Origin of the sequence: Pantoea sp. App145 (genome assembly GCF_047947045.1) — a bacterium.
GTDB lineage: Bacteria > Pseudomonadota > Gammaproteobacteria > Enterobacterales > Enterobacteriaceae > Pantoea.
This window is the reverse complement of the sequence record NZ_CP133290.1, coordinates 2,350,679-2,375,255: the sequence shown is the minus strand read 5'-3', so window position 1 is coordinate 2,375,255 and position 24,577 is coordinate 2,350,679. Positions and strand designations below refer to the sequence as shown.

Here is a 24,577-nt window from a genome sequence, read left to right as displayed (position 1 = left end):
TCCGGCGATGGATGGAATGTCCATTTTATTTACATGTGAAGTTGACATGTAAATTTTGTGGCCAGTTTGTGAACTGTATCTGTGTGGCGTCTCACAAATTCCGGCGATTTTTACCTGGCATCGGCTTTGCAATAACCCCGTTATCTGCCGCATCCCGCGTGATGCTTCGTCAATAACAAGGAGTTAGCAATGATTCAACCTGTACGCGTTGGCCTGATTGGGGCCGGTCGCATGGGCAGCTTCCATGCGGAAAATCTCGCCTGGCGGGTGCCGGGCGCAACGCTGGCCGCCGTGGCCGATCCGCTGCCGGGTGCAGCAGAAAAACTGGCACAGCAGCTCGGGGTAGCGAAAGCCTATAACGATTTGCACGCGCTGCTGCAGGACGCGGAAATCGATGCTGTCGTCATTGCCGCTCCGGCACGTACCCATGCTGAATGGGTGATTGCTGCTGCGCAGGCGGGAAAACATGTGTTCTGTGAAAAACCAATGGCGGTGACGCTGGACGAAGCCGATCGCGCCATTCAGGCGGCGAAAACCGCCGGTGTGGTGTTGCAGGTGGGGTTCAACCGGCGCTTTGACAGCGGTTTTGCCGCTGCGATTGCCACTGTTAAAGCCGGGGAGAATGGCACCACGCAGTTAAGCCGTTCCGTCACCCGTGACCCGGCGCTGCGCGATCCGGCACCGATCCCGCCGTGGACCATCTTCCTCGAAACCCTGATCCACGACTTCGATACCCTGCTGCACTTCAATCCTGGTGCCAGGCCGGTAGAAGTGTACGCGCTGGCTGATGCGCTGGTACGCCCGGATTTTAAAGACAAAGGCCTGCTGGATACCTCGGTAGTGACCATTCGTTTCGACAATGGCGCGATTGCCACTGCCGAAGCCAATTTCCAGGCTGTCTATGGCTATGACGTACGCGGCGAAGTGTTTGGCAGCAAAGGCATGTTGCAGGCCGGGCATATTAACGCCAACCACTGCGTGCGTTACCACGCGGGCGGCATCGCGATGGATACCTCGCGCCTCGATTCGGATCTGCTGCGAGACGCCTATGTGGCGGAGATGACTGAGTTTGCCCGCTGCATCCGTACCGGCGAGACGCCACGCGCCAGCGGCGAAGATGCCCGTAATGCGCTGGAAATTGCGCTGGCCTGTATTGAATCCGTCAAACAACACCAACCGATCACGCTGGGAGGCCGCTAATGACTGGGTATCAACTTTCCGTCTGTGCCGAAATGGTGTTTCTCGATCTGCCATTTATCGATCGCGTCAGACGTATTCATGAGCTGGGCTTCGGCGTCGAAATCTGGGGCTGGGCCAATAAGGATATTGCGGCGCTAGCGGCGACAGGCGCGCGCTTCACCTCCATGACCGGCTATCTGAGCGGCAACCTGACCGATGATGACCAGATAGCCCAATTGCTCCAGAGTGCGGAAACCTCGCTGGCGGTGGCGGCACAACTGAATTGTCCGGCCCTCAATTTGCACGGCACCGGGCTGGATGACAAAGGTCTGCCGGTGAAACCGGTGGAGGTAGTGACCGGTGCGATGTGGCTGAAGGCCGCCGATACGCTACGCAAAGTGGCACAACTCGGTGAGCGCGCTGGGCGGGTATTCACGCTGGAAAACCTCAATTTGCCGGTTGACCATCCGGGCACACCTTTTGCGCTGGCTGCCGATACGCTGGCACTGGTGGAGGCGGTCAACAGCCCGGCCCTGAAGATGAATCTCGACCTGTACCACGCGCAGATCGGGGAAGGCAATTTGATCGAACTGATCCGTCGTGCCGGCCCGGCGATTGGTGAGATCCAGGTGGCAGATGTGCCCGGACGTCAGCAGCCAGGCACCGGGGAAATCAACTATCGCGCCATCGCCCGTGCGCTGCATGACATTGGTTATCAGGGCACGGTGGCGATGGAGGGCTGGGCCAGCGGCGACAGCACGGCTGCGCTACAGCAGTTCCGCGATCACTTCAGTTTATAAGCGTTATCCCGCCGGGTATTTGCCTGTTGCCCGGCGTTAAAACACAACAATAAAATCGCAACCCTACAGGAAACATATCATGAAAATCAGAACCTTATTTCTCCTGCTCTGTTCGTTGTTGTTCAGCCTGAGCGTCAGCGCCAAAACCTTCACCGTTGGTGTGGCGCTGGCGAATTTTGACCTCAACTTTGTGTCGATTTTGCGTACCCAGATGGAAGCTGAGCTGAAGGCCAATCAACTCAAAGGACAGTTTGTTGATGCCAAAGGCGATGTAGCGCTTCAGGTGCAGCAGGTGGACGATTTTATCAACCAGGGCGTGGACGCCATTATCCTCAACCCGGTGGATACCCAGGGGGTGCTGCCGATGATCACCGCCGCGAAGAATGCCGGGATTCCGCTGATCTTTGTTAACCGTAAACCGGAAGTGAAGCTACCGGCAGATATGGCTTATGTCGGCTCGGATTCGGCGCTGGGCGGCGAAATGCAGATGGAAGCGCTGGCGAAAAAGATGAATTACAAAGGCAACGTCGCCATCCTGATGGGGGCTTTGTCCAACGAAGAAGCCCGCGAGCGTACCCGTGCGGTAGAGGCGGTGATCGCCAAATATAAAGATATGAAGGTGGTGGAGAAGCAAAGCGCGAAGTGGCAGCGCAACGAAGCGGTGGATGTGGTATCGGGCTGGCTGCTGAATCAGCGTCCGATTGATGCCATCGCCGCCAATAACGATGAGATGGCGATTGGCGCGATTATGGCGCTGAACCAGGCGAAGAACGAAAAGATCCTGGTGGCGGGCATTGATGGCACGCCGGACGGCCAGCAGTTTGTGAAGAGTGGCAAAATGGTGCTGACGATTTTCCAGGATGCCAAAGGCCAGGCGACCGGGGCGGTGCAGGTGACCAAAGAACTGCTGAATAAACAGCAGGTCCAGGTTTACAACTGGGTGCCGTATAAAACCATTACGCCGGAGAATTACACCCAGTTTGTGGCGGCGAATTAAGGTTGTAGCTGGCATTGCGCGATAAATCGCGCCGCTACAGGTACACACAGGCCCGTAGCGGCGCGATTCATTGCGCCTTACGCCACGCCCTGCACCAGCAACACGCGATATTTTGCGCCCTTCAGACGATGCGTTTTGGCTTCCTGATAGGCCGGGCTGTAATACCAGCCTTTCGCGGCATTGATATCCGGGAACTCCAGTACCACCACACCTTCTGCTTCCGGGCCTTCCAGCGTTTCCAGCTCGCCGTAAAAGGCCAGCGGGGTGATCGGATGATCGCCGCGCGCTTCACCGGCTTTCTCTGCGTAGATCGCCATTTCGTTGCCGTTCAGCGTTTCATCGCGGATAAACACCACATATGCGCTCATTATTTTTCTCCCCGCGTCTGGCGCTTATCTTCGGTGTTGGTCTCAAAATCGGACGCATCATGACGTTCCAGCAACTGGTCTTCCGGTGCGGCACCGAAGGCACGGTTCACCTTGCGGCCACGGATCACTGCCGGACGCTGGGCAATCTCTTTCGCCCAGCGCACCACATGTTTATACGACTGCACATCAAGGAACTCGGCACCGCCGTATTGATCGTTTAGCACCAGGTTGCCATACCACGGCCAGGTGGCGATATCGGCAATGCTGTATTCATCGCCGCCGAGATAGCGGTGATTTGCCAGCTGGCGATCCAGCACATCCAGCTGACGCTTCGCTTCCAGCGTGAAGCGGTTGATAGCGTACTCGATTTTTTCCGGCGCGTAGTGATAGAAATGACCGAAACCACCACCGAGATAAGGGGCAGAACCCTGCAACCAGAACAGCCAGTTGAGCGCTTCAGTGCGACCGGCAATGTCTTTCGGCAGGAAGTGGCCGAATTTGTCCGCCAGGTACAGCAGGATGTTGCCGGATTCAAACACGCGCAGTGGCGGATTGACTGAGTGGTCGCTCAGCGCCGGGATTTTGGAGTTCGGGTTAACGTCAACGAAACCGCTGGAGAACTGGTCGCCCTCACCGATGCGAATCAGCCAGGCATCGTATTCGGCGGCAGTGACGCCGAGTGCCAGCAACTCTTCCAGCAGAATGGTAATTTTCTGGCCGTTGGGGGTGCCCAGTGAGTACAGCTGGAGCGGGTGTTTGCCGACCGGCAGTGTTTTCTCGTGAGTGGGTCCGGCAGTCGGACGGTTGGTCTTAGCGCCGTTGCCTTTGGCTTCCGGGTCCCAGGTCCAGACTTTTGCGGGCTGATACTGATGTTCCGACATAGTGATTTCGCCTTGTTGTGGTTGCGTTTTTAGCTGCCACTGAGTGTAGCAGTCGCAGTCAACGGCGATTTAACCGCGCTGGCGATGAGATGCAAAGTGCGGTTATGCAAAGTTCTCTTGCGTAAAAAGCATAAAGTCCACTTTGCCTGCCTGCCAGGTATCCGGCTGCTCACCTTCTTCCAGGTAGCGCAGCAGCAGCGTCAGAGCCAGCTGGGCATGGCGCTGGGTATTTTGATCGAGCGTCAGCGTCAGTACTTGTTTTTCCAGCAGCATGCGCGTGGTGTTGTACAGCTCATGGGTGACGTACACCACTTTGCCGCTCAGGCGGTGGCGCGCCAGCGCTTCATAAATCTGCGTATTGCCCATCCCGGTGTTATACAGGCCGACAATCTGTTTTGAATTCGCCAGCGCTTTTTCCAGCAGGCGGCTGATGCGTTCGCGCTCATCCTGCCCGGCGAGAATGGCGTTGAGATGGAGCTGCGGGAAGCGTTCGGCCAGCACTGCCTGACATCCTTCAATGCGCTGGCGGTGGGCGCGGTAATCAGTCCGGCCACTCACCAGCACCACCTCACCCGGCTGAGACACCATGCTGCCCAGCATCAACCCGGCGGTGCGTCCGGCTTTGTACTGATCGATACCGACGTGGCACAGGCGCGCTGCATCGGGCAGATCGGTCACCAGCGTAATCACCGGCACCGCGCGTGCCTGACATGTCGCCAGTGCCTGATAAATCAGTGGGTTTTCATGGGCGAAGACAATCAGCGCATCCATTTTCTTGCTGCTGGCTTCGATGTGTGCCGCCAGCTTCTCTGGCGCGTTTTCCGGGATCAGGGTGCGATGCAGTCGCAGGCGGCGATAGCCCAGTTCATCCGCCAGGGTAGCGAAATCCTGTGCCAGCTGCTGAAAGAAGAACGAACCGTTGCCACTCAGCAGCACTTCAATCTGCCATGGATGACGATGCACCTCCGGCAAAATGCGTTTTAGCCCGGCATCACGTGCAATTTGCAGCACTTTTTTGGTCATCAATGGTGAGACGCCGCCCCGGTCATTCAGCACCCGGTCCACCGTCGCCACGCCTACGCCTGCCCGTTTGGCCAGTTCTGCCAGCGTCATTGCCTTCATCTGAGTGAATTCCATCAAAAACCGCGTTCAGCCAGCCTGCCAGAAGCGGCTATTTTGACAAGCAACAGACCTCTGAAGTGTGAACAAACAGGAGCTTTATCATGCGGTCACCGCAACGTTTTGCCTTGATTGGTAGTGGTTTTATCGGCCAGGTGCATGCCGCGAATCTGGCGGTTCATCCTGGCGTGGAACTGGCGCTGGTGTGTGATATCGATGCCGCCCGCGCGGAAGCGGTGGCACAGCGCTACGGCGCACAAGCAGCCAGCGTGCAGCAGGCTCTCGCCAGTGATGCAATCGATGGGGTGCTGATCGCCAGCGCCACGCCGACTCATGCCGATCTGCTGGAGCAGGCGGTGACGGCAGGCAAGGCAGTGTATTGCGAAAAGCCGATTGATTTGTCGCTGGAGCGTGCGCGTGAGGTGGTGGAAAAAATTTCGCCGGTGCAGGTACCGATCACCGTCGGTTTTAACCGCCGTTTTGACCGCAGCCATCAGCAACTGAAAGCGCAGCTGCGGCAGGGGGTAGTTGGCCGGACGGAGCTGATCCAGATGGTGTGCCGGGCGTCTGAGTTGCCGCCGCTGAGCTACCTGCAATCATCAGGTGGGCAGATGCGCGATCAGGCGATTCATTTCTTCGATCTGCTGCGCTGGCTGACGGACGATGAAGTCACCACCGTCGGGGCGATGGGGGCGGCGCTGGCGATGCCGGAAATCCGTGATTTTGATGTTGATACTTCGGTGCTGATTATGCGGATGCAGCAGGGGGCACTGGCTCAGCTGGATAATACCCGCCGCACCGCTTACGGCTACGACGAACGCATTAGCGTGATGGGCAGTGCCGGGATGCTGGCATCAGAAAGTCAGTCGGTGCGCGGTGCCACCTTGTATCAGGCGCAGGGGATTATCCAGCCGGGTTTGTATGCCGACTGGTTCAGCCGGGTGCGCGAAACTTATTACACCCATCTGGATGCGTTTCTGCGCCATATCGCTGGCGAAACGGTGGCGGACCTGCCGGGATTGCAGGACGGCTTGCGCGCGCAGGCGATTGCTGAAGCGGCACAGCTGTCTTTAACCCGTGGTGAGTTTGTTGAGGTATAACCCGCCCGGTTTTGCGCGATGAATCGCGCCGCTACGGATATCTGCATGTATTTGTAGCGGCGCGATTTATCGCGCTTTTACATCAACTCGCGTTCAATCAGTTCGCGGGTTTCCACTGCCTGATACTTCATTTTCTCGGGATAGCCAAACAGCGCCGCCGAGATGATTGATTCGCCGCCCACTTTAAAGCTGCGGTTGGCAAAATCCATCTCGCGCAGCGCTTCGAACAAGGCATCAAAATTAACCTCCCCTTCGCCGACCCCCACATGCTGATGAATGGTGGCATCCACGCCCGGTGGGTTAACGATATAGCGGCAATGTTTGGTGTGGTTCATGGTATCGGCAATCAGCATATGCGACAGGTCATCCCCGGCGTATTGCAGCATGCTTTTCACATCGCCTTTGCCTTTGTCATAGAAGAAAGTGTGCGGCGCGCTGTAGATGTATTTCACATGATCGCTGCGGAATGACTTCACGATATCCGCTGTTTCGTTGCTCTCTTCGCAGAAGTCCCACGGATGCGCCTGAATTTCCACGCGGATACCTTCACGTTCGATAATCGGCAGCAGCTCTTCCATCGAACGATAGAACATCTCTTCACAGATCTCTGGCTCGTTCGGGTTGCCGGACAGCTCGGTATTGATCACCGGTACTCCCATTTCCACGGCGATTTCAATCATGCGTTTCCAGTTCTTCACTGCCGCCTGGCGACGTAATTCATCCGGACCGGACCAGCGATACACCACGATAAACGAGGAGATTTCCAGCCCGGTCGAACGCAGCGCGTTCTTGTATTCCGTCATGATTTCACGGCTGGCTTTCGGGTGTTTATAGAATGGGTTAATTTGCGGATGCGGCGACTGTTCAATGTACTTGTAGCCCCATTCCGCCACCTGATGCACCATGCGGGTGATACCAAGGTCACGGATGACATCTACGTCAAAAGCGATTTTCATTGTTTTCTCCTGCGCGTTAAGCCGGTCGCTCTTCATTGAAAACCACACCGATCTGGCGTCTCACTTCATCCATCGCGTTAAGCGTTGCCCGCGAGGTGGTAAGCGGACGAACCGGTGAGTCGATCAGGCCCTGATGGATGCACCAGGCGGTATGTTCGATTTCATGAGAAAGCTGGATATAGCGATTATTGGGTTCTTCCCAGCGCAGCGTGTGGCGGCCATCGCTGGAGGTCAGACGGAAGTTGCCGGGGGTGTAAAATTGCCCATCGAGATACAGAGTGGCATCGCGACCTGCAATCACCGCCGTGCCGGGCGTGTTACTGAACAAAGTGGTGTTGAGCACCGCCTGCATCCCGCCGGGATGGGTCAGCAGCATTGAGGTCTGGCCGTTGACGCCGCCAGGCGCAGGCTGACCCACGGCGATAATGCTGTCCGGTGCCCCTGCCACCAGCACGCTGAAACTTATCAGGTAGCTGCCGAGATCCAGCATCGGACCCCCTGCCAGATCGGCGTTGAAAATGCGGTGATCCTGAGTGAAATACTCACCATGATCGGCAATCAGGGTATGAACCTCACCGAGTGCGCCATCTGCCAGCAGCTGGCGGATCACATCGTATTTTGGCGCGTAGTCGCACCACATGGCTTCAAGACACAGGCGCTGCTGTTGCTGCGCTTCCTGTTGTAACTGCAACGCCTGCTGTGCATTCAGCGCCAGCGGCTTTTCAATCAGCACATGCTTGCCAGCCTGCAATGCGCGTAAACCATCCGGGAAATGGTGGTTATGCGGCGTGGCGATATACACCACATCAATATCGTTGCGGTTCAGCAAGGCATCGATACCTGCACAGGCGTGGGGAATATCCCATTTGCTGGCAAACGCCTGCGCTTTTTCCATGCTGCGTGACGCGACCGCCACCAGCTGTTGTTGCGTGTGATGACGCAGCGCATTGGCAAAGTGGTCAGCAATCCAGCCGGGGCCGACAATGCCCCAGCGCAGCGCGGGAATCTGGTTAACAGGGTGACGACGGGGTACAGGTAAGGTTGAAGGGAACATATCATCTCCGTTTTTCTTCGATACGTAACACATCGGGCGACCAGGCAGGCCGTTAACCACTATAGAAAGGCGCAGCTGGCCGCTCTAACGCTTTGCTGATGCAAATCCATCAACCCGTTTTCAGGCGTCGTCAGTAAAAATAATTATCAAACATTTATTCCGAATGATATTGATGTGAAATTATTCATTTCATTTTTGCGAAGGGGATCAAAATTATGAGAGATTCTCTATCAGACATGGCGATTTCCAGCATGAAGCATTGGCACTTTTGATGTGGCTGAGGCATTATTTTTGATAAAATTTCTATCATTTAATCCTGGGAATCTGGCATGAGTAAAATCACCATGAATGCCATCGCCGCTGCTGCCGGTGTCGGTGTGGCAACCGTTGATCGCGTGCTTAATCGCCGTGCGCCGGTGCGCGCCGCCACCGAACAGAAGGTGCTGGAGGCGGCGAGCCGTATGGGCTATCGCGCTGATCTGATGCCTTTGCTGCACCCGGGGGAGCCTGTGTCCGCCGTCTCGCTGCGTATGGGTTTTATTCTGCTGGCAAAAAGCTATTCGTTTTATCAGTCGCTGACCGATGCCCTGCGCGCACAGGCGCAGCCGCTGCATCCGGCAGGCAGCGAACCGCAGTTTTTCTGGCATGACATTGATGATGTTGATGCGGTGGTGGCCTCGCTGCATACCCTGGCGCAACAGGTGGACGCAATTGGGTTGGTGGCGCTCGACCATCCGCTGATCCGCCGGGCAATTGAAAGCATATCGCGCCAGGGGGTGAAGGTTTATGCGCTGTTTTCCAATTTCTCCCCCTGTGGTCACGCAGGGTACTTCGGGCTGGATAACCAAAAAGCCGGGCGTACCGCTGGCTGGATGACAACGCATTTGCTGCATCAGCCAGGCCCGGTGGCTGTGCTGGTGGGCGACCACCGTTTTACCTGCCAGGAAAGCTGCGAAATCAGCTTCCGTTCTTACCTGCGCGAACAGGACAGCACACGCCGGGTGCTGGAACCGTTAAAAACCCATGAGTCGATCGAGGGGGGTTATCAGGCGACGCGCCGCCTGCTGGATGACCATGCCGATCTGGCTCTGATCTTCGCACCATGCGGTGGGGTTGAAGGGGTGATCCGTGCCCTGCGTGAACAGCCGCAACGGCGGGTGGCGCTGATTTGCCACGGCCCGGTCAGTGATGGTGATCTGGCCTTGATTGACGGTACCATCACGGTGATGCTGCGCCATCGCATTGAGGATCTGGCGCTGACGCTGGTACAAACGCTGCAACAGCAGCAGGCCGGGGGCCATGAGCATTTCACCCAGGTGACGTTGCCGTTCGATATTGTGACGCGCGAGAACCTCTAACGGCGTTTAAAAACCGCACAACAGCGTAACGGCGCGATTTATCGCGCTGTTTTTATATGAAATGATAGAAAATTATCATTTTTGTGATAATAAATAACATGATCGCTATCAAAAAATGAAAGTTTCATGATTGTTGAGGATGAAATTTTTATTTGATACTTGCCCCATCAATCACAGCAAGGAACGATCATGACTATTCATATCGCCAATGCGCCCTGTAGCTGGGGCGTTGATGATCCGAAAAATCCCTTCCTGCCACCGTGGCAAAAAGTCCTGAGTGAAGCGGCGCAGGCGGGTTACCGCAGCATTGAGCTTGGCCCCTGGAGCTATCTGCCGGTGGATGCCCGCGAACTGCGTCAGCAGCTGGAGTTGCACAACCTGTCGCTGGTGGCGGGTACCCTGTTTGACGACCTGGTGAGTGCGGCCAATTTCCCAGCGATGGTGGAGCTGACGCATAACATCTGCCGCAACCTGTCCCAGGTGCCGACAGCAGAGAAAACCCACGGCGTAAACCAACCGGCTCCCTACCTGGTGATTATCGATTTCGGTAATCCCGAACGGGCGAAATATGCCGGTCAGTCCGATAAAGCGCCGCGTCTGGCAACGGACGACTGGCAGCGCATGATGCAGCACATCACCACCCTGAGCGAGATTGCCTGGCAGGAATATGGCGTGCGTGCGGTGATCCATCCCCATGCTGGTGGCTGCATTGAATTCGCCGATGAACTGGAACAGCTGGTGCAGGATATCCCGCATGAGGTGGCTGGTTTGTGCCTCGATACCGGCCATCTCTACTACTCCGGCATGGACCCGATTACCTGGCTGAATCGCTACTGGGATCGCATCGATTATCTGCACTTCAAAGACGTTAACGAGGCGGTGTGGCGGGATGTGATCACCCGTGGCGTCGATTTCTTTGCCGCCTGTGCCGAAGGGGTGATGTGCCCGATAGGTAAAGGGGCGATTGATTACCCGGCGGTGCGCGCCTTCCTGGCGGAACGTAATTATCAGGGCTGGATCACCATCGAACAGGAGCGCGACCCGCGCAATGCTGACACCAGCCTGCGCGATGTCACTGCCAGCCTGCACTATCTGCAATCCGTCGGACTCTGAGGACAACATCATGATTAACGGCACTAAAGCTCTCGATCGTTCACTGCGTTGGGGTATGGTTGGCGGCGGTGGCACCAGCCAGATTGGTTACATTCATCGTTCCGCTGCCCTGCGTGACGGCAATTTTGTGTTGCAGGCCGGAGCGTTCGATATCGACGCTGAACGTGGCCGGGCCTTTGGCGTGGCGCTGGGCGTGGCGCCAGATCGCTGCTATCCCGATTATGAAACCCTGTTTGCCGCTGAAGCGGCACGCGCCGACGGTATCGAGGCGGTCTCCATCGCTACCCCCAACAACACCCATTTCGCCATTTGCCGTGCCGCGTTAAACGCCGGGCTGCATGTGGTCTGTGAAAAACCGCTGTGCTTCACCGTTGCTGAGGCTGATGAGCTGGAAAAACTCTGTGCAGAGAAGAAAAAAATCATCGGGGTGACTTACGGTTATGCCGGTCATCAGTTGATTCATCAGGCACGGGAGATGATCGCCGAAGGCCTGCTGGGGGAAATTCGCATTATCAATATGCAGTTTGCCCACGGTTTCCATAACGAGGCGGTGGAACTGCAAAACCCCAGCACCAAATGGCGGGTCGATCCGCGCTTTGTTGGCCCCAGTTATGTGCTGGGGGATCTCGCTACCCATCCGCTGTTTATCGCTGAAACGATGGTGCCGAAGCTGAAGGTCAAACGTCTGTTGTGCAGTCGCCAGAGCTTCGTCAAAAGCCGCGCACCGCTGGAGGATAACGCCTTTGTGATGATGGAGTATGACAACGGCGCGGTGGGTACCATGTGGGCCTCGGCGGTGAATTGTGGTTCGATGCACGGCCAAAAGGTACGGGTAATCGGCGAGAAGGCCAGTCTGGAATGGTGGGATGAACAGCCGAATCAGCTGCGTTACGAAGTGCAGGGCGAACCGGTGCAGATTCTGGAACGCGGCATGGGGTATTTGTACGGGCGTGCGTTAGAGGAGGATCGTATTGGCGGCGGTCACCCTGAAGGGCTGTTCGAAGCATGGTCAAATCTCTATCGTCGTTTTGCGCTGGCGATGGATGCCACCGACCGTGCTGATCAGGCTTTCCTGGAGAACTTCTGGTATCCCGATGTGCACGCAGGACTGATGGGGGTGCGCTGGGTCGGGCAGTGCGTGCAGTCGGCTGATGCCGGTGCGGTGTGGGTTGATTGCTGAATCGAACATTCGTACGCGCAATAAATTGCGCCGCTACAAACCGTATATGCAGAACCGTAGCGGCGCGATTTATCGAGTGGTTTTTAGGTTACAGATAAATAATTTCCACATTTGCAGGAATAATCTCCGGGTTAATCAGTAGCGTGAAGGTGGCCCCTTCACCAATACGTATACGACAGGGTTGCCCATGCGTTTTAAGGGCATTAAGGACAGAGCCACTTTCAAGGGTAATACAGGGAATAAAATCCCCTCTGGCTTCTTCCTGGGACGGTAAGCAGACCTGATCAACAACTGAATTTTCCCGCATCGTTAGCGTTTGCCCCAGCAGTTTCAGTGAACCATTGATGGTTGAAGACAGAATTTCATTATTCTGACCACCCAGGATAGCCCCCTGTCTGATGACGGAATGGTTATGAATACGTGTGTCACTCTTCTCAGTATAAATAAAATCCAGCGCGGAATTATTTATCTCCGTCACTCCCGCCAGGGTGTAAACGGTTTTAGCACTGGCTTGTTCCAGCAGGGTATCACCAGCGCGGTTGATAATACTTCCTGTTATCGAAGATTTTATTATATTAATGGTGTGTTTATAATCCTCAATGTAATGAAGATGATTAATGATATCCCCGTATATTTTACATCCATCGCAGCATTCAATATTACTTTCATCAGATAAGATGGCAAGGTGCGTTAAACTATCGAAATCAATATTAGCTTCAGGTGCCAGCATTGATTTATAATAATCAACATCAGTAAGGTTAAATTGATAAATGGCATCATCGCTATCTTTGATATCATTTATCCATGCACCAAATCCAGGTTGCGATGTACCTTCGATCTTTATATAGTCCTGACTTCTGATTTCCGTTGTGGTAAGTAAGATGGGGGCGATAGAACCGGATATTTTTCCGATAATTAAGCTATCTTTCGCCCTGGTGTAACCATTGGGCGTATTCACCACACCCTTAATGGTGCAATTATTCATCTCCACATCGCCCTGATATGAGTAAACGGCTTCATCCGATGATGGCGCAGTATGTTTGACGCCGACATAGCAATTAAACAGGGTGATGCTGCTAGTGCAATCAATATCATAATTGATAATGTTTCTGCCTAAACGAATATAACTGGTTTCATATCTTGAATCCGCAAATCCCCAGCCACCGACAGAGTCTCTGGCTACGGCGCCGGGTGAGGCCGAAATAGAACTTATGCTCATCATCATTCCCTTATATTAATAGCGACTGGTCGCCATTGATGACGACCAGAGCATAAAGTTAAATAAAATGAATTTCCACATTGGCAGGGATGGGTTCCCCAGTATTCAGGGGGGTAAAGACAGCATCTTTTCCAATAAATAAGCGACACCGCTGTCCTTCAGTTTCGATAGCATGAAGCGTGGAGCCACTGTTAAGTCTGATCTCAGTAAAATCGAACTCTCCTCTGACTTCATGGGGTTGCGGTAAACAAACCTTATCAATGATGGAGTGGTCTTCGATAGTCAGAGTTTGTCCCTTCAGCTGCACGGAGCCATGGAGAGTTGAGGATGAAATCCTGTTCATCATGCCTCCCAGCATTGCGCCATGTTTGATGACAGAATGGTTATTAATATGCGTATCACTGTTTACGCTATAAATAAAACCGACATCTGAGTTATTTACCTCGGTTTTTTGTGTATTACTATAAACGGCTTTTGCACTGCTTCTTTCCAGCAATGTGCTGCCGGTGCGGTTTACAATGCTCCCGGCGATCATTGAATCAAAAACCTTAATATCTCTGGTCGGGTTTTCAATATCCAGGACGTCGTTAATTATATCACCATATATTTTGCATTGTTGCCGGCATTCGATATCGTTATCGTCGGTCGAAATTGCAATGTGATATAATCCGTAACGTTCAGTATTCATTTCCAGCAGGTTGCTGTAACGTTCGATGTCAGTGGTAGTAAACTGATAAATTTCATCATCATGATCTTTGAGAGCGTTTATCCACTCGCCAAATCCTGATTCAGGTACCGTTGCGTATTTTGTGTAATCCGGGCTTCTGATTTCCGTGGTTATTAAGGTGACAGGCGCGCTTCTGCCATCAACTTTCCCCTGAATTAAACATTTTTCGATCTCGGTATCACCATTGGGGGCGTAGACGATGCCTTTAATCGTGCATTCATTCAGTTTCACCCGGCCATCAGATGAGAAAATCACTTCCCATTTTTCTGGTTCTCTATTCTTAATCCCCACTTTACAATTATCAAGCGTGATATCATTGCTGTTAGTCACCGCAATATCGATGATGTAATTGCTTAAATTAACGGGGGTAATCCCTCCGCTGTGGCACTGCACAAAATGCCAGTTCGTTTCAATATTATTTGCCGTCGTCCCGTATGAAGTTGAAATGGCTCCTACGCTCATAAAATCATTCCTTTGTATAGGCAGAAACTGTCTGTCAGACCAGTGAAGTGGATTAAAGCGTATAAAAATTAACGTGAAGGCGAGGGAACGGGAATTGATTTCAGGGAAATATCATAAAATATCAGATGCTGAGAAGGTGAAAGAGGTGGCGCGATAAATCGCGCCACCTGAATCAATGGGATCGTAAATCACTTAAAAAGCGCTGGGCGCGCGGGTGTTGCGGTTGGGTGAAGAATTTTTCCGGCGTGGCTTTTTCCAGAATCTGGCCTTGATCCATAAACCAGATGGTGTCGGCCACTTCACGGGCAAAATTCATCTCGTGAGTGACGCACATCATCGTCATGCCTTCCTGCGCCAGGCCGCGCATCACTGACAACACTTCACCGACCATTTCCGGGTCGAGTGCTGATGTCGGCTCATCAAACAGCATCACCGGCGGCTTCATCGCCAGCGCACGGGCAATTGCCACGCGTTGCTGCTGACCACCCGACAGCTGCGCCGGCCAGGCATCCGCCTTGTGCGACAGCCCGACCCGCTCCAGCAGCTCCCCCGCCAGCTGACGCGCTTCAGAACGTTTCACCCCGAGCACCTTCATCGGCGACATCATAATGTTCTCTGCCACCGACACATGCGGGAACAGGTTGAAACTCTGGAAAACAAAACCAATACGCGTGCGCAGCTGGTTGAGGCGCGTGCTGCTGCCGTGGATGTCGATGCCATCAAAGACAATCTGGCCGGCTTCGATCGGTTCCAGCCGGTTGACGGTGCGGATTAGCGTTGATTTGCCGGAGCCGGATGGGCCGCACACCACTACCACTTCGCCGGGATTGATCTCGGCACTCAGGTCGGTCAGCGCCTGATACGCGCCGTACCATTTGTTGACCTGATTAAACAGAATCATCGGTCGCATAGCCGTTCCTTACTGTGATTGGGTTTTAGTCATCATTACCGCCGGGGCCACGCCAGGGGCTTCCACTGGCGGCTGACGACGTTTCTGCGCGAGTCGCGCTTCCAGTTTGTTGGCAAGCCACGTCAGGCTGAAGCAGATGAGGTAGTAGCTCAGCGCCACGATGGCGAACACCTGGAAAGGTTTGGTCAGCAACTGGTTACTCACCTGGTTGGCGGCGAAGGTCAGCTCTGGCACGTTGATCACGTAGCCGAGGGTGCTGTCTTTAATGATCGACACCAGCTGGCTCACCAGGCTGGGCAGGGTGTTAAACAGCGCCTGTGGCAGGATCACCAGACGCAGGGTTTTAATATGCCCCATGCCGAGTGCGCGCGCCGCCTCATACTGGCCGTGCGGCAACGCCTGAATGCCGCCGCGGACGATTTCGGCGATATAAGCGCTTTCATAAATCACCAGCGTACACAGCATGGTGGTGAAGCCACTGATGTTGTGACCAATCAGCAGCGGCACACAGAAGTAGGTCCAGAACACCACCATCATCAGCGGGATGCCGCGCAGCAGATAGACCCAGCAGGTGGCGGGCCAGCTCAGCCAGCGCCATGGCGACAGGCGCGCCAGCCCCAGCAGCACGCCCACCGGAAAGGCGAACAGCACTGCCAGCAGCGAGATCAACAGGGTGCAGAGCACCCCGCCCAGTGGCCCGTTCGGATACTGGCCCATTAACAGCAGCATGCCGTTGTTATGCAAAATGGTGAACATCTCAAGCATCGCCATTACCTCGCATAGACGCGCTGAAAGCGGCGGGCCAGCAGCGCGCCAAGGCCCATCAGCAACAGGGAGAAGAACAGATAGCCAATGGTGGCGACAAAATAGGCCTCGAAGGTGCGGAAGGTCTGGTTCTCGATGTCGCGCGTCACATAAGTCAGTTCCGCCACGCCAATTACCATCGCCAGGCTGGTGTTTTTGAACAGCAGCACCGTATGGTTGATTAACGATGGCAGCGCATTACGAATGCCCTGCGGCAGGATCACCGACCACATGGCGCGCACAAAGCTCATGCCAAGCGCACGCGCGGCTTCGTTTTGCCCATCCGGGATGGCGCGCAGGCCGCTGCGGATATCTTCCGAGAAGTAGGCGGCCTGGCACAGGCCAAGTGCCACCAGCGAGAACAGAAATTCGGCGTTGTAGTCGTTAATCCACATTTGCAGCGCTTCCGGCAGCAACGTCGGAATAGCGAAATACCACATCATCAATTGAATCAGCGTTGGCACATTGCGGTGATACGAGACATAGGCTTTCACCAGCCCGACGGCAATGCGTTGATTGGTCAGGCGGATGATCACCAGCAGCATGGCGAGGACCATTGCCAGCAGCCAGGCACCCAACGCCAGTTCAAGGGTGACAACCGTTCCATCGACGATCATCTGGCCGAAGTGGCCGGTTATCACACTGCTGAAATCGAGTGCCATAGTTTTACCTCGTTACTCGGCGCGGTCGCCCGGTCGCATGGTGGAAAGGCCGCCCGGCACCTGCAACGTTGGGGTGATCTCGATATTGCCGATATTCACCGCCACCGGTGCCGCCAGGGCAAAGGCGACGCAGTCGGCGATATCTTTTGCCTGCGGCAGCTCAAAGCCGTCAATAAAACGGCGACGCGCATCTTCGTGATCGCCCGAGACATTACCGAAGATGTCGGTCGCAACGCGGCCCGGGCAGATTTCGGTGATGCGCACCCGCTTGCCATAACAATCGACGCGCAACTGGCGCGACAGGGCGTGCACCCCGGCTTTGGTGGCGTGGTACACCGAGTTACCGCCAAAGTTGTAGATGGCGGCAATGGAGGTGATGTTGAACACATGGCCACGATCGCGAGCCACCATGCCCGGCACCAGCAAACGGCACAGATGCAGCACCGCGCGCAGGTTCACATCCACCTGGCTTTCAATCACGTTTTCATCGGCATCGAGAATCGAGCCCGGATGCGACAACCCGGCGTTGTTGACCAGAATGTCGATTTGCAGGTCCTGACACAGCGCCGTCAGCGCGCTGAGATCGCTGACATCCACTGCGTGTGGAATGCAGCCGGTGCGTTCCGCCAGCGCCGCCAGCTGTTCTTTGCGGCGCGCTACGGCGTGAACGGTGATCCCTTCCTGGCACAGACGTTCAACAATCGCTTCACCCATCCCGGCTGATGCGCCGGTGACCAGTGCGGTTTTGTAATCTGAAAATGGCATTTGCCTCTCCTGTCATCGCCGGGCCTGTTGGCTGTGGCGCGTTTCTGATCTTTTTCTGACTTTATGCAGTTATGTGGTACGGGGATAAGACATAAAAATTTTGAGGCAATAAGCGACCCTTATAACCGCGGGAGTGCGGGGTTATCCTGATGAATTATCATGATTTCCTGGTTGTATTCCACAGGCGAGCCGCCGTCTGCCGTGACATTTTCCACCCGGCCAGCCGTGGCGCTGATGACGGGCAAATACAGCGGACCCACCTGCACCAGTGCCAGCACCTCCTCGGGTTGCACCTGCTGGCCGGGCTGTACAAAATCCTGCTGGCTGAGCGGATGGCGCAGCAGCAGAGTGCCCGGCATCGTTGCTGTGACAGCATGGGTGCTGCTGCTCGGGATGACCTCCGGGGCCGGAGGGGGAGCAGGGGGCAAGGGGGCGAAAGTCAGTCGTACCGACCAGTCTTTACCGCCCAGCTCCAGGCGGCTCAGCCCGGAACGGCGCATCCGGCGCGCGATAGCGCGCAGCGTCGGCAGCGGTATTGCGGTTTTTTCCATGAGGTTCCCGTCAAAGCAAAAGACGACAAAGCCCGCCGAAGCGGGCAGCTATGCCGTCAATCTAGCGCGTTCGTCAGACGGGCAGTAAGAGGGTTTCGCTTTGCGGTAATAAGCGAGGCTTATCCCACCAGCGTCAGGGGATGGTTCTCCACGTTGCGGCGTGACATCAGCGACAGCAGAATTGTTTTCACCGCTTCTGCCGGTTGCGACAGCGGCAGGTGATCGGACATGCAGAAGGAAAGCGACGCCTGCACATCCGGTTCGACAATCTTCGCCATCCACGCATCGGCATTTTTCAGCATCGCCCGCGCGGCGGATTCCGGCATGATGGTCGCGCCCAGCCCGGCGGAGAGGGCTGCATTGAGGGTGGTTTGCGATTCGATTTCGCATTTCACCTGATATTGCAGGTTGTTCTGCACAAAGGCATCGTCCAGCACTTTGCGCATGATGTTATAGATACGCGGCAGGAACAGATCGTATTTCGCCACTTCCGCCAGACGGATCTCCTTCATCGGTTTCGCGAGGCTGAAGGGGCAAACGAAGCACAAATCTTCCTTCATCAGTGGCATAAAACGCAGACCGTGGATGTTGCGATGGTCATAGATCACCGCCATGTCCATGCGGCCATTCATGATCAGTTCACTCAGCGTGGTGCCGAAGTTCTCATTGAAATACAACACGATGCCGGGATGCTGCTGCTGCACTTCCATCATCAGCGGCAGGGCCAGGTTTTGTGCCGCCGTGCCCGGCGCCAGGCCGACAGAGACGCTGCCGCTAAGCGACGCGCCGACACGATCAATCGCACTTTGCGCCTGTTCGCACTGGCGCAAAATGGACTGGGCATGTGAATAGAGCGTTTTACCCGCTTCGGTGGGCGTGACGCCGCGCTTGGTGCGGATCAGCAGCTGCTGATTCACTTCCCCTTCCAGGGTCGCCAGCTGCTGGCTCAGGGCAGGCTGGGCGATATGCAAAATATCGGCGGCCTGCGTCAGACTGCCGACATCGACAATTTTGACAAAATATTTAAGACGGCGAAGATTCATGGTCACTCCCTCCAGCGGAACGCATATCAGCATCAAGCAAAGTTGATGCCAGAATAAGGTTTAGTGATTGAACTCAGACAGGAGGGTACAGCCAGTGTGCCTCCTAAGGCTTTTGCTGAGTTGACTCCCGGCCTGTTCAATAAATGTTCAGACCGGGTGTTTCGCACCATTTTGGTGCGTTTTCCCATCAGCGTTACCAATGGCTGACGACAGCGATGCGCCGGGATGGCGCGTAAAAACAACTAAAAGTAACACTTTTTTAACATATCCGCGGCAGCAGCGGCGTGACCCGCCGCGCATTTCCGCGCAAAGCGCTGGATTTGCGGCCAAAGTGTGCGACCGCTCCAGTCATCGTTTTGTGTTATATCACCACAACAAAGCTCTATTAACGGTGGCTTCGGGCAAAAACCTATCCTCAGAGAACCTTGCTGGCCCTGCGCGTTTCGGCGTGCTGCGCCGTTTCTGCTGACCCTGAGATCAGGAAATGTTCCCCATGCCCGAGATAGCCGATCGACTCAAGAATGTCACTGTTTCCGCCTCCGTCGCCATGACCCAGAAAGCACGCGATCTCGCAGCGCAGGGGATTGATGTCGTGGCACTTTCCACCGGGGAGCCAGACTTCCCGACGCCGGATCACGCCATCGAGGCGGCCTACGCGGCGGCCCGCGCCGGAGATACCCGTTACCCGCCCACCGATGGCACCCCGGCACTGCGCCAGGCGATTCAGCGGAAATTCAAACGTGATAACCAGCTGGATTACGATATCAGCCAGATCCTGACGGCAGGCGGTGCCAAGCAGATCATCTTTAACGCTATGCTGGCGACCATTAATCCCGGTGATGAAGTGGTGATCCCGACGCCATCGTGGATCAGCTATGCCGACATCGTGAAGTTCGCTGGGGGGATTCCGGTGCCGCTGCCCTGTGCCCAGGAAAACGGTTTCAAGCCGCTACCGGAACAGCTGGACGCAGCGATTACCGACAAAACCAAATGGTTGTTGCTTAACTACCCAGGCAACCCGACCGGTTCTGTGGCGAGCAAAGCGGAGTTACAGGCGCTGGGCGAGGTACTGCTGCGCCACCCGCAGATGTGGATCATGACGGATGATATCTACGAACACCTGATTTATGACGACGTGCGTTTTTACACCCTGGCGCAGGTGGAACCGCGTCTGTATGACCGCGTGCTGACGGTAAATGGTGTATCAAAAGCGTATTCCATGACCGGCTGGCGTCTCGGCTTCTGTGGCGGCCCGGCAACGCTGATTAAGGCGATGAGTAACGTCAACACCCAGAACAGCGGCGGCGTCACCACCCTGACCCAGGCGGCAGCGGTTGCGGTGCTGGAAGGTCCGCAGGATTTATTGCAGGAACGCGCACGTATCTACCGCGAACGTCGTGATTATGTGCTGGAACGTTTGACCTCGATCGATGGCCTGCGTTGTCACCGACCGCAGGGGGCGTTTTACCTGTTTGTGAATATCAATGGGTATATCGGCAAAGTCAGCGCCGGTGGCCGTCACATCAATAACGATGCGGATTTTGTGCTGGCCTTGATTGAGGAACAACATGTGGTGACGGTGCAGGGGGCGGCCTATGGCATGAGTCCGTTTATTCGTCTCTCCTACGCCACCAGTATGGAACGTTTACAGACCGGCTGTGACCGTATCGCGGCGTTTTGTGCCGGTTGCCGTGAAGCCTGATGAGGGATGGATAAAAAAACGGTCGCTTCAGGGCGACCGTTTTTGTTGGTGAATTATGCTACCACCTCAGCCGCTGGTGCTACCTGGTGGCCGCTGGCCTCCACTTCGCTGCGTACAATGCTGGCGAGTGCCAGCGAACCGGGGGTATCGCTGTGGACCAGAATCGAACGCGCACGCACGGCCAGTTCTTCACCTTCGATGGTGGTGACGGTGCCCTGTTGCAGAAACTGCCGCACCCTGGCGCGCAGCGCGCTTTCCTCGTTAATTACCGAACCCGCCACACCGCGTGGCACCAGACGCCCCTGGGCATCGTAGGCGCGATCAGCGAGGAATAGCGTCAGGGTTTTTAATCCTGCCGCCTGCGCGGCGCGTTCAATAAGGGTATCCGGCTGGGCGAAGATAATCAGCGAACTGTCGATGCGGGCTACCAGCGCCATCACCTGCTGTGCCAGCTTTTCGTCGCGATTGACGATATTACCCATCGCGGCATGGAAGCTTAAATGTGCCACTGTTGTGCCTTCGGCGCGGGCGATCGCCATCAACGCACCCAGCTGATAGGCCACCTGCTGGCAAATCTCGTCAGCGGAAAACGGCAGCTCACGGCGGCCAAATCCCTGGCGATCCGGCAGGCCCGGATGCGCACCAATGCCGACGCCATGCTGCTTTGCCAGCCGAACCATTTTGGTCATGATCGCCGGATCGCCAGCATGAAAACCGCAGGCGATATTGGCCGATGACACCACCTTCATCAGCGCAGCATCATCGCACAGCTGATACACGCCGAAGCCTTCTCCCATGTCGGAATTAACATCAATCTTCATCGTATCGGGTCCTTGCTCTGGTTAAGCGCTGATGGCCTTGCGCAGCGGCAGGCAGCTCAGACGCAGCCGGGTGAGCCAGTGCGCGACTTCCTGCTCGATGGCGATGGCTTCACGCGCATCACTTTTCACTAACTGGATCGACTGGCCCGGCAGCACCTGGCCGAGTCGCCACAGATCCTGTTCGATCACCCCGGCGATCTTGGGATAGCCCCCGGCAGTGTTGGCATCGCTCAGCTGAATGATCGGTTCACCCGCTGGCGGCACTTGTACGATGCCGGGGATCAGACCGTACGATCGCATCTCCACCGTTTGTGACGGGAAGATCGGATCCCCTGCCAGCCGGTAACCGGTGCGGTTGCTTTGGTTCGATATCTGCCAGGATTGCTGCCAGAAACGGGCCGCATCGGCGGCAAACAGGTGATATTCCCCGGACGGGATGGCGCGTAGCTGGATTTCGCCCGCATTGTTGCGGGGAAACAGCGCGCGCAGTGCGCTTTCCGGCGGTTCAATGCCGATGCCGGAACCAGGCAGGGCCGGGCCACTTCCGGCACCGAGTGCCAGCTGGTCGCCGCGCTGCAATGCCCGGCCATGATGCCCGCCAAATGCGCCACGTAGCGCGGTGCTGCGCGAATTCAGTACCACCGGCACATCAATGCCGCCACTGATGCACAGATAACCGCGTGCACCGCTGCGCGGATAACGCAGCTCCAACACCTGTCCGGCTTTCACACCGCAGCCCCACCAGGGCGGCAGCGGCTTGCCGTCCAGCGTGGCGCGGCAGTCGGCCCCGGTTACGGCGATGCTGGTGTCCTGCAAAAAGCGCACGCGAAACGGAAACAGCTGCACTTCAATTGCTGCAGCGTTCTCGTCGTTGCCGAGCAGCAGATTCCCCGCGCGCAGCGCCAGCGGGTCCATCACGCCGCTGACCGACACCCCCATATGGCGGTATTGAAAACGCCCCAGGTCCTGCACCGTATTGAGCGCGCCGCTCTGTTCAATCTCAATCACAGCTCAATCCTCTGCGGCAGAAAGCGGATGCGGTCGCCGGGTGCCATCAGCGCCGGGGAATCCGCCAGCGGGTCAAACACCTCCAGCTCGGCATAGCCGATGGCGTTCCAGCCGTTCGGTCCGGTTAGCGCCGAAACCCCTGCCTGCGCGCCACCGATGGTGACGGTGCCTTTCAGCATGCTGAGGGAGGGGACTTTTTTACGCGGCGTTGCCAGCTGGGGATCCAGCCCGTGCAGATAGCCAAAGCCTGGTGCGCTGCCGAGCGCAAACACGGTGTATTCGTTTTGATGATGACGACGTACCACTTCGCGCGCGCTGAAGCCGGTATGGCGGCAGACCGCATCGAGATCGATAGCGTGTTCACCGCCGTAATCCACCGGAATCTCAATCAGTTTGCCCTGCGGATGCACCGCCTGCGCCTGCTCCCAGGCCGCATGCAGCCTGGCGCGCACCCGGGTTTCATCCGCTGGGATATGACGAAACAGCACCAGCAGATTGGTGACGCCAGGGATCAGCGCCTCCACGTCGTCATCGCCCGCCAGCAGACGTGCCAGCGACCAGACGCGGCGCTGCGAGGGCAGATCAAACCCCCCCGGTGCTTCAACCAGCCAGGCGCGCGCGCCAATGGTGGAGAGAGTAATGGTGGCACCTGCCAGCGCCGGGGCACTGGCAGGCTGGATATCCGTTTTTGACATCACGGGCATGGGTTATTCCAGCGGTTCGAATTTCAGACTGGCGAGCGGCTGTACGCGTTCCTCACGCACCATTTTGTATTCGGTATTAGGCCCAATCCAGGTGTCCCAGATTTTGTCGATGGTGCCGTCATCGTCCATGGCTTTCAGGCCGCTGTTCACGCTGGCAAGCAGGGCGGGCTCATCACGTTTCATACCGATGCCAATCGGCTCCAGCGCCATCGGTTCTTTGATCATCGCGAGGTCGATACCGTCTTTTTTCGCCTGGGTGATCATTTTGATGCCGGTCATGGTGTTGGTGACAAAGCCCAGCGCTTTGTTCTGTTCAACAGCCAGGAAGGCGGAGGCGGAATCCTGGAAAGTGACCGCTTTGGCCCCTTTCAGGTAGATCGACTGTTCCGAGGTGGTGCCTTTGGTGGCGCTGATGCGCTTACCTTTGAAATAGCTGAGCGGCTTGTCGGCCAGCGGCGCTTTCACCAGCAGCATTTCTTTGGCGACGTAGTAGGGGTCACTGAACTGAATCTGGCTGCCACGGGTTTTGGTGTAGGCGAGGTTGGCGATCAACACATCAGCACGACCGGTGGCGATCACCGCGATACGCGCTTCCACCGAGGTTGGCACCAGCGTGGCTTTGACGCCCATCTGTTTTGCCAGCGCATGACACAAATCCACATCCATACCAGCCAGCTGACGGGTTTGCGGGTCTGGTGAGGAGAAGGGCGGCACATCGGAATACACCGCGCATTTGAGTTCACCGCTCGATTTAATGTTTGCCATCAGATCAGCATGGGCGGAAGCGATAGCCAGCAGCGGCAGCAGCGCCAGCCCGATGGTGGTACGTCTTTTCATGGTCATGTGGTGCCCCTCAATGATGGTTATCGCGGCTGCGCCGGGAAATGTTCACTTTTCCCGGACTATATCGGCTTTGTTTTAAAGCGAATAAGAGGGAAACCCTGTCGCGCGATAGCGAAATGCTATGACTGCTGGCGATAAGTTATTGCTATTCAGGCAGAACAAAATAGTGTTATCGCGCACGCCGCTCTCTCCCTAACGTAGACACGTTGTCCTGCCGACAGGTGACTGGCAGAGAGAGAGTAAGGTTAAAG

Annotated in this window: 26 protein-coding genes; 9 read left to right on the top strand and 17 right to left on the bottom strand. The window is 56.0% G+C overall.

The window, feature by feature from the left end:
- The first annotated feature begins 189 nt into the window (after positions 1-189).
- The 3 genes from RCF31_RS10915 to RCF31_RS10905 all read left to right on the top strand — a co-directional run bounded on the left by RCF31_RS10915 (position 190) and on the right by RCF31_RS10905 (position 2,976).
- Positions 190-1,200 (top strand): Gfo/Idh/MocA family oxidoreductase, encoded by a 1,011-nt coding sequence (locus tag RCF31_RS10915; RefSeq protein ID WP_416410390.1) that lies wholly within the window; start codon positions 190-192, stop codon positions 1,198-1,200.
- Entirely contained in the window at positions 1,200-1,979 is a 780-nt protein-coding gene (locus RCF31_RS10910) for a TIM barrel protein (RefSeq protein WP_416410388.1), read from the top strand. The genes RCF31_RS10915 and RCF31_RS10910 overlap by 1 nt, the downstream gene beginning before the upstream one ends.
- Positions 1,980-2,058: 79 nt before the next feature.
- Entirely contained in the window at positions 2,059-2,976 is a 918-nt protein-coding gene (locus tag RCF31_RS10905) for a substrate-binding domain-containing protein (RefSeq protein WP_084871915.1), read from the top strand.
- A 77-nt stretch (positions 2,977-3,053) separates the two neighbouring features.
- On the opposite strand, the gene RCF31_RS10900 is transcribed toward RCF31_RS10905, so the two are convergent.
- The 3 genes from RCF31_RS10900 to RCF31_RS10890 form a co-directional block, all read right to left on the bottom strand.
- Positions 3,054-3,344, bottom strand: coding sequence for a DUF1330 domain-containing protein (locus RCF31_RS10900; RefSeq protein ID WP_416410385.1), 291 nt, complete (start codon positions 3,342-3,344; stop codon positions 3,054-3,056).
- On the bottom strand, positions 3,344-4,225 hold the full coding sequence (yghU, locus tag RCF31_RS10895; protein ID WP_416410383.1) for a glutathione-dependent disulfide-bond oxidoreductase: 882 nt from the start codon (positions 4,223-4,225) through the stop codon (positions 3,344-3,346). The genes RCF31_RS10900 and yghU overlap by 1 nt, the downstream gene beginning before the upstream one ends.
- 102 nt (positions 4,226-4,327) lie before the next feature.
- Positions 4,328-5,347 (bottom strand): LacI family DNA-binding transcriptional regulator, encoded by a 1,020-nt coding sequence (locus RCF31_RS10890; protein WP_416410381.1) that lies wholly within the window; start codon positions 5,345-5,347, stop codon positions 4,328-4,330.
- Between the two features lie 101 nt (positions 5,348-5,448).
- Between RCF31_RS10890 and RCF31_RS10885 the strand changes: the two genes are divergently transcribed.
- A complete protein-coding gene (locus tag RCF31_RS10885; protein WP_416410379.1) occupies positions 5,449-6,444 on the top strand; it encodes a Gfo/Idh/MocA family oxidoreductase in 996 nt (331 codons plus the stop codon).
- A gap of 77 nt (positions 6,445-6,521) precedes the next feature.
- On the opposite strand, the gene RCF31_RS10880 is transcribed toward RCF31_RS10885, so the two are convergent.
- Positions 6,522-7,400, bottom strand: a complete 879-nt coding sequence (locus RCF31_RS10880; protein ID WP_416410377.1) for a sugar phosphate isomerase/epimerase family protein — start codon at positions 7,398-7,400, stop codon at positions 6,522-6,524.
- A 16-nt stretch (positions 7,401-7,416) separates the two neighbouring features.
- Positions 7,417-8,454, bottom strand: a complete 1,038-nt coding sequence (locus RCF31_RS10875) for a Gfo/Idh/MocA family protein (RefSeq protein ID WP_416410375.1) — start codon at positions 8,452-8,454, stop codon at positions 7,417-7,419.
- Between the two features lie 329 nt (positions 8,455-8,783).
- Here RCF31_RS10875 and RCF31_RS10870 point away from each other — a divergent pair, with 329 nt between their 5' ends.
- The 3 genes from RCF31_RS10870 (at position 8,784) to RCF31_RS10860 (ending at position 12,105) form a co-directional block, all read left to right on the top strand.
- Positions 8,784-9,812: a LacI family DNA-binding transcriptional regulator gene (locus RCF31_RS10870; RefSeq protein ID WP_416410373.1), complete on the top strand. Its 1,029-nt coding sequence runs from the start codon at positions 8,784-8,786 to the stop codon at positions 9,810-9,812.
- A 189-nt stretch (positions 9,813-10,001) separates the two neighbouring features.
- Complete coding sequence (locus RCF31_RS10865) at positions 10,002-10,925, top strand: TIM barrel protein (protein WP_416410371.1); 924 nt, start codon at positions 10,002-10,004, stop codon at positions 10,923-10,925.
- 10 nt (positions 10,926-10,935) lie between these two features.
- Positions 10,936-12,105 (top strand): Gfo/Idh/MocA family protein, encoded by a 1,170-nt coding sequence (locus tag RCF31_RS10860; protein WP_416410369.1) that lies wholly within the window; start codon positions 10,936-10,938, stop codon positions 12,103-12,105.
- A gap of 88 nt (positions 12,106-12,193) precedes the next feature.
- Here the strand turns inward: RCF31_RS10860 and RCF31_RS10855 are convergent, their stop codons facing one another.
- From RCF31_RS10855 to nac, 8 genes are all read right to left on the bottom strand, one after another.
- Positions 12,194-13,324 carry a hypothetical protein gene (locus tag RCF31_RS10855; protein ID WP_416410367.1) on the bottom strand — a complete coding sequence of 377 codons (1,131 nt, stop codon included), beginning with the start codon at positions 13,322-13,324 and terminating at the stop codon, positions 12,194-12,196.
- 58 nt (positions 13,325-13,382) lie between these two features.
- Positions 13,383-14,513: a hypothetical protein gene (locus RCF31_RS10850; RefSeq protein WP_416410365.1), complete on the bottom strand. Its 1,131-nt coding sequence runs from the start codon at positions 14,511-14,513 to the stop codon at positions 13,383-13,385.
- Positions 14,514-14,685: 172 nt separating this feature from the next.
- Positions 14,686-15,423, bottom strand: coding sequence for an amino acid ABC transporter ATP-binding protein (locus RCF31_RS10845; protein ID WP_416410363.1), 738 nt, complete (start codon positions 15,421-15,423; stop codon positions 14,686-14,688).
- A gap of 9 nt (positions 15,424-15,432) precedes the next feature.
- Positions 15,433-16,188 (bottom strand): amino acid ABC transporter permease, encoded by a 756-nt coding sequence (locus RCF31_RS10840; protein ID WP_416410361.1) that lies wholly within the window; start codon positions 16,186-16,188, stop codon positions 15,433-15,435.
- A 5-nt stretch (positions 16,189-16,193) separates the two neighbouring features.
- The gene (locus RCF31_RS10835) at positions 16,194-16,889 is read right to left on the bottom strand and encodes an amino acid ABC transporter permease (protein WP_313683054.1); all 696 of its coding nucleotides are present in this window, start codon (positions 16,887-16,889) and stop codon (positions 16,194-16,196) included.
- Between the two features lie 12 nt (positions 16,890-16,901).
- Positions 16,902-17,654, bottom strand: coding sequence for an SDR family oxidoreductase (locus RCF31_RS10830; protein ID WP_416410358.1), 753 nt, complete (start codon positions 17,652-17,654; stop codon positions 16,902-16,904).
- Between the two features lie 119 nt (positions 17,655-17,773).
- Positions 17,774-18,205, bottom strand: coding sequence for an acetyl-CoA carboxylase biotin carboxyl carrier protein (locus RCF31_RS10825; RefSeq protein ID WP_416410356.1), 432 nt, complete (start codon positions 18,203-18,205; stop codon positions 17,774-17,776).
- A gap of 119 nt (positions 18,206-18,324) precedes the next feature.
- Positions 18,325-19,248 (bottom strand): nitrogen assimilation transcriptional regulator NAC, encoded by a 924-nt coding sequence (nac, locus tag RCF31_RS10820; RefSeq protein WP_416410354.1) that lies wholly within the window; start codon positions 19,246-19,248, stop codon positions 18,325-18,327.
- Positions 19,249-19,447: 199 nt separating this feature from the next.
- Between nac and RCF31_RS10815 the strand changes: the two genes are divergently transcribed.
- On the top strand, positions 19,448-19,717 hold the full coding sequence (locus RCF31_RS10815; RefSeq protein WP_416410353.1) for a hypothetical protein: 270 nt from the start codon (positions 19,448-19,450) through the stop codon (positions 19,715-19,717).
- A gap of 24 nt (positions 19,718-19,741) precedes the next feature.
- A complete protein-coding gene (locus RCF31_RS10810; RefSeq protein ID WP_299458037.1) occupies positions 19,742-20,950 on the top strand; it encodes a pyridoxal phosphate-dependent aminotransferase in 1,209 nt (402 codons plus the stop codon).
- Positions 20,951-21,003: 53 nt separating this feature from the next.
- Here the strand turns inward: RCF31_RS10810 and RCF31_RS10805 are convergent, their stop codons facing one another.
- The 4 genes from RCF31_RS10805 to RCF31_RS10790 are packed head-to-tail and all read right to left on the bottom strand — an operon-like array spanning position 21,004 to position 24,326.
- Entirely contained in the window at positions 21,004-21,771 is a 768-nt protein-coding gene (locus RCF31_RS10805) for a 5-oxoprolinase subunit PxpA (protein WP_416410351.1), read from the bottom strand.
- 21 nt (positions 21,772-21,792) lie between these two features.
- Complete coding sequence (locus RCF31_RS10800; RefSeq protein ID WP_416410349.1) at positions 21,793-22,779, bottom strand: biotin-dependent carboxyltransferase family protein; 987 nt, start codon at positions 22,777-22,779, stop codon at positions 21,793-21,795.
- A complete protein-coding gene (pxpB, locus tag RCF31_RS10795; RefSeq protein ID WP_416410347.1) occupies positions 22,776-23,483 on the bottom strand; it encodes a 5-oxoprolinase subunit PxpB in 708 nt (235 codons plus the stop codon). The genes RCF31_RS10800 and pxpB overlap by 4 nt, the downstream gene beginning before the upstream one ends.
- Before the next feature lie 3 nt (positions 23,484-23,486).
- Positions 23,487-24,326: a transporter substrate-binding domain-containing protein gene (locus RCF31_RS10790; RefSeq protein ID WP_299458031.1), complete on the bottom strand. Its 840-nt coding sequence runs from the start codon at positions 24,324-24,326 to the stop codon at positions 23,487-23,489.
- Positions 24,327-24,577 lie beyond the last annotated feature (251 nt).

Bases quoted from the DNA above. Each gene is read 5' to 3' on its own strand.
- RCF31_RS10915 (WP_416410390.1), top strand. From the start codon at position 190: ATGATTCAACCTGTACGCGTTGGCCTGATTGGGGCCGGTCGCATGGGC.
- RCF31_RS10910 (WP_416410388.1), top strand. From the start codon at position 1,200: ATGACTGGGTATCAACTTTCCGTCTGTGCCGAAATGGTGTTTCTCGAT.
- RCF31_RS10905 (WP_084871915.1), top strand. From the start codon at position 2,059: ATGAAAATCAGAACCTTATTTCTCCTGCTCTGTTCGTTGTTGTTCAGC.
- RCF31_RS10900 (WP_416410385.1), bottom strand. From the start codon at position 3,344: ATGAGCGCATATGTGGTGTTTATCCGCGATGAAACGCTGAACGGCAAC.
- yghU (WP_416410383.1), bottom strand. From the start codon at position 4,225: ATGTCGGAACATCAGTATCAGCCCGCAAAAGTCTGGACCTGGGACCCG.
- RCF31_RS10890 (WP_416410381.1), bottom strand. From the start codon at position 5,347: ATGAAGGCAATGACGCTGGCAGAACTGGCCAAACGGGCAGGCGTAGGC.
- RCF31_RS10885 (WP_416410379.1), top strand. From the start codon at position 5,449: ATGCGGTCACCGCAACGTTTTGCCTTGATTGGTAGTGGTTTTATCGGC.
- RCF31_RS10880 (WP_416410377.1), bottom strand. From the start codon at position 7,400: ATGAAAATCGCTTTTGACGTAGATGTCATCCGTGACCTTGGTATCACC.
- RCF31_RS10875 (WP_416410375.1), bottom strand. From the start codon at position 8,454: ATGTTCCCTTCAACCTTACCTGTACCCCGTCGTCACCCTGTTAACCAG.
- RCF31_RS10870 (WP_416410373.1), top strand. From the start codon at position 8,784: ATGAGTAAAATCACCATGAATGCCATCGCCGCTGCTGCCGGTGTCGGT.
- RCF31_RS10865 (WP_416410371.1), top strand. From the start codon at position 10,002: ATGACTATTCATATCGCCAATGCGCCCTGTAGCTGGGGCGTTGATGAT.
- RCF31_RS10860 (WP_416410369.1), top strand. From the start codon at position 10,936: ATGATTAACGGCACTAAAGCTCTCGATCGTTCACTGCGTTGGGGTATG.
- RCF31_RS10855 (WP_416410367.1), bottom strand. From the start codon at position 13,324: ATGAGCATAAGTTCTATTTCGGCCTCACCCGGCGCCGTAGCCAGAGAC.
- RCF31_RS10850 (WP_416410365.1), bottom strand. From the start codon at position 14,513: ATGAGCGTAGGAGCCATTTCAACTTCATACGGGACGACGGCAAATAAT.
- RCF31_RS10845 (WP_416410363.1), bottom strand. From the start codon at position 15,423: ATGCGACCGATGATTCTGTTTAATCAGGTCAACAAATGGTACGGCGCG.
- RCF31_RS10840 (WP_416410361.1), bottom strand. From the start codon at position 16,188: ATGCTTGAGATGTTCACCATTTTGCATAACAACGGCATGCTGCTGTTA.
- RCF31_RS10835 (WP_313683054.1), bottom strand. From the start codon at position 16,889: ATGGCACTCGATTTCAGCAGTGTGATAACCGGCCACTTCGGCCAGATG.
- RCF31_RS10830 (WP_416410358.1), bottom strand. From the start codon at position 17,654: ATGCCATTTTCAGATTACAAAACCGCACTGGTCACCGGCGCATCAGCC.
- RCF31_RS10825 (WP_416410356.1), bottom strand. From the start codon at position 18,205: ATGGAAAAAACCGCAATACCGCTGCCGACGCTGCGCGCTATCGCGCGC.
- nac (WP_416410354.1), bottom strand. From the start codon at position 19,248: ATGAATCTTCGCCGTCTTAAATATTTTGTCAAAATTGTCGATGTCGGC.
- RCF31_RS10815 (WP_416410353.1), top strand. From the start codon at position 19,448: ATGGCTGACGACAGCGATGCGCCGGGATGGCGCGTAAAAACAACTAAA.
- RCF31_RS10810 (WP_299458037.1), top strand. From the start codon at position 19,742: ATGCCCGAGATAGCCGATCGACTCAAGAATGTCACTGTTTCCGCCTCC.
- RCF31_RS10805 (WP_416410351.1), bottom strand. From the start codon at position 21,771: ATGAAGATTGATGTTAATTCCGACATGGGAGAAGGCTTCGGCGTGTAT.
- pxpB (WP_416410347.1), bottom strand. From the start codon at position 23,483: ATGCCCGTGATGTCAAAAACGGATATCCAGCCTGCCAGTGCCCCGGCG.
- RCF31_RS10790 (WP_299458031.1), bottom strand. From the start codon at position 24,326: ATGACCATGAAAAGACGTACCACCATCGGGCTGGCGCTGCTGCCGCTG.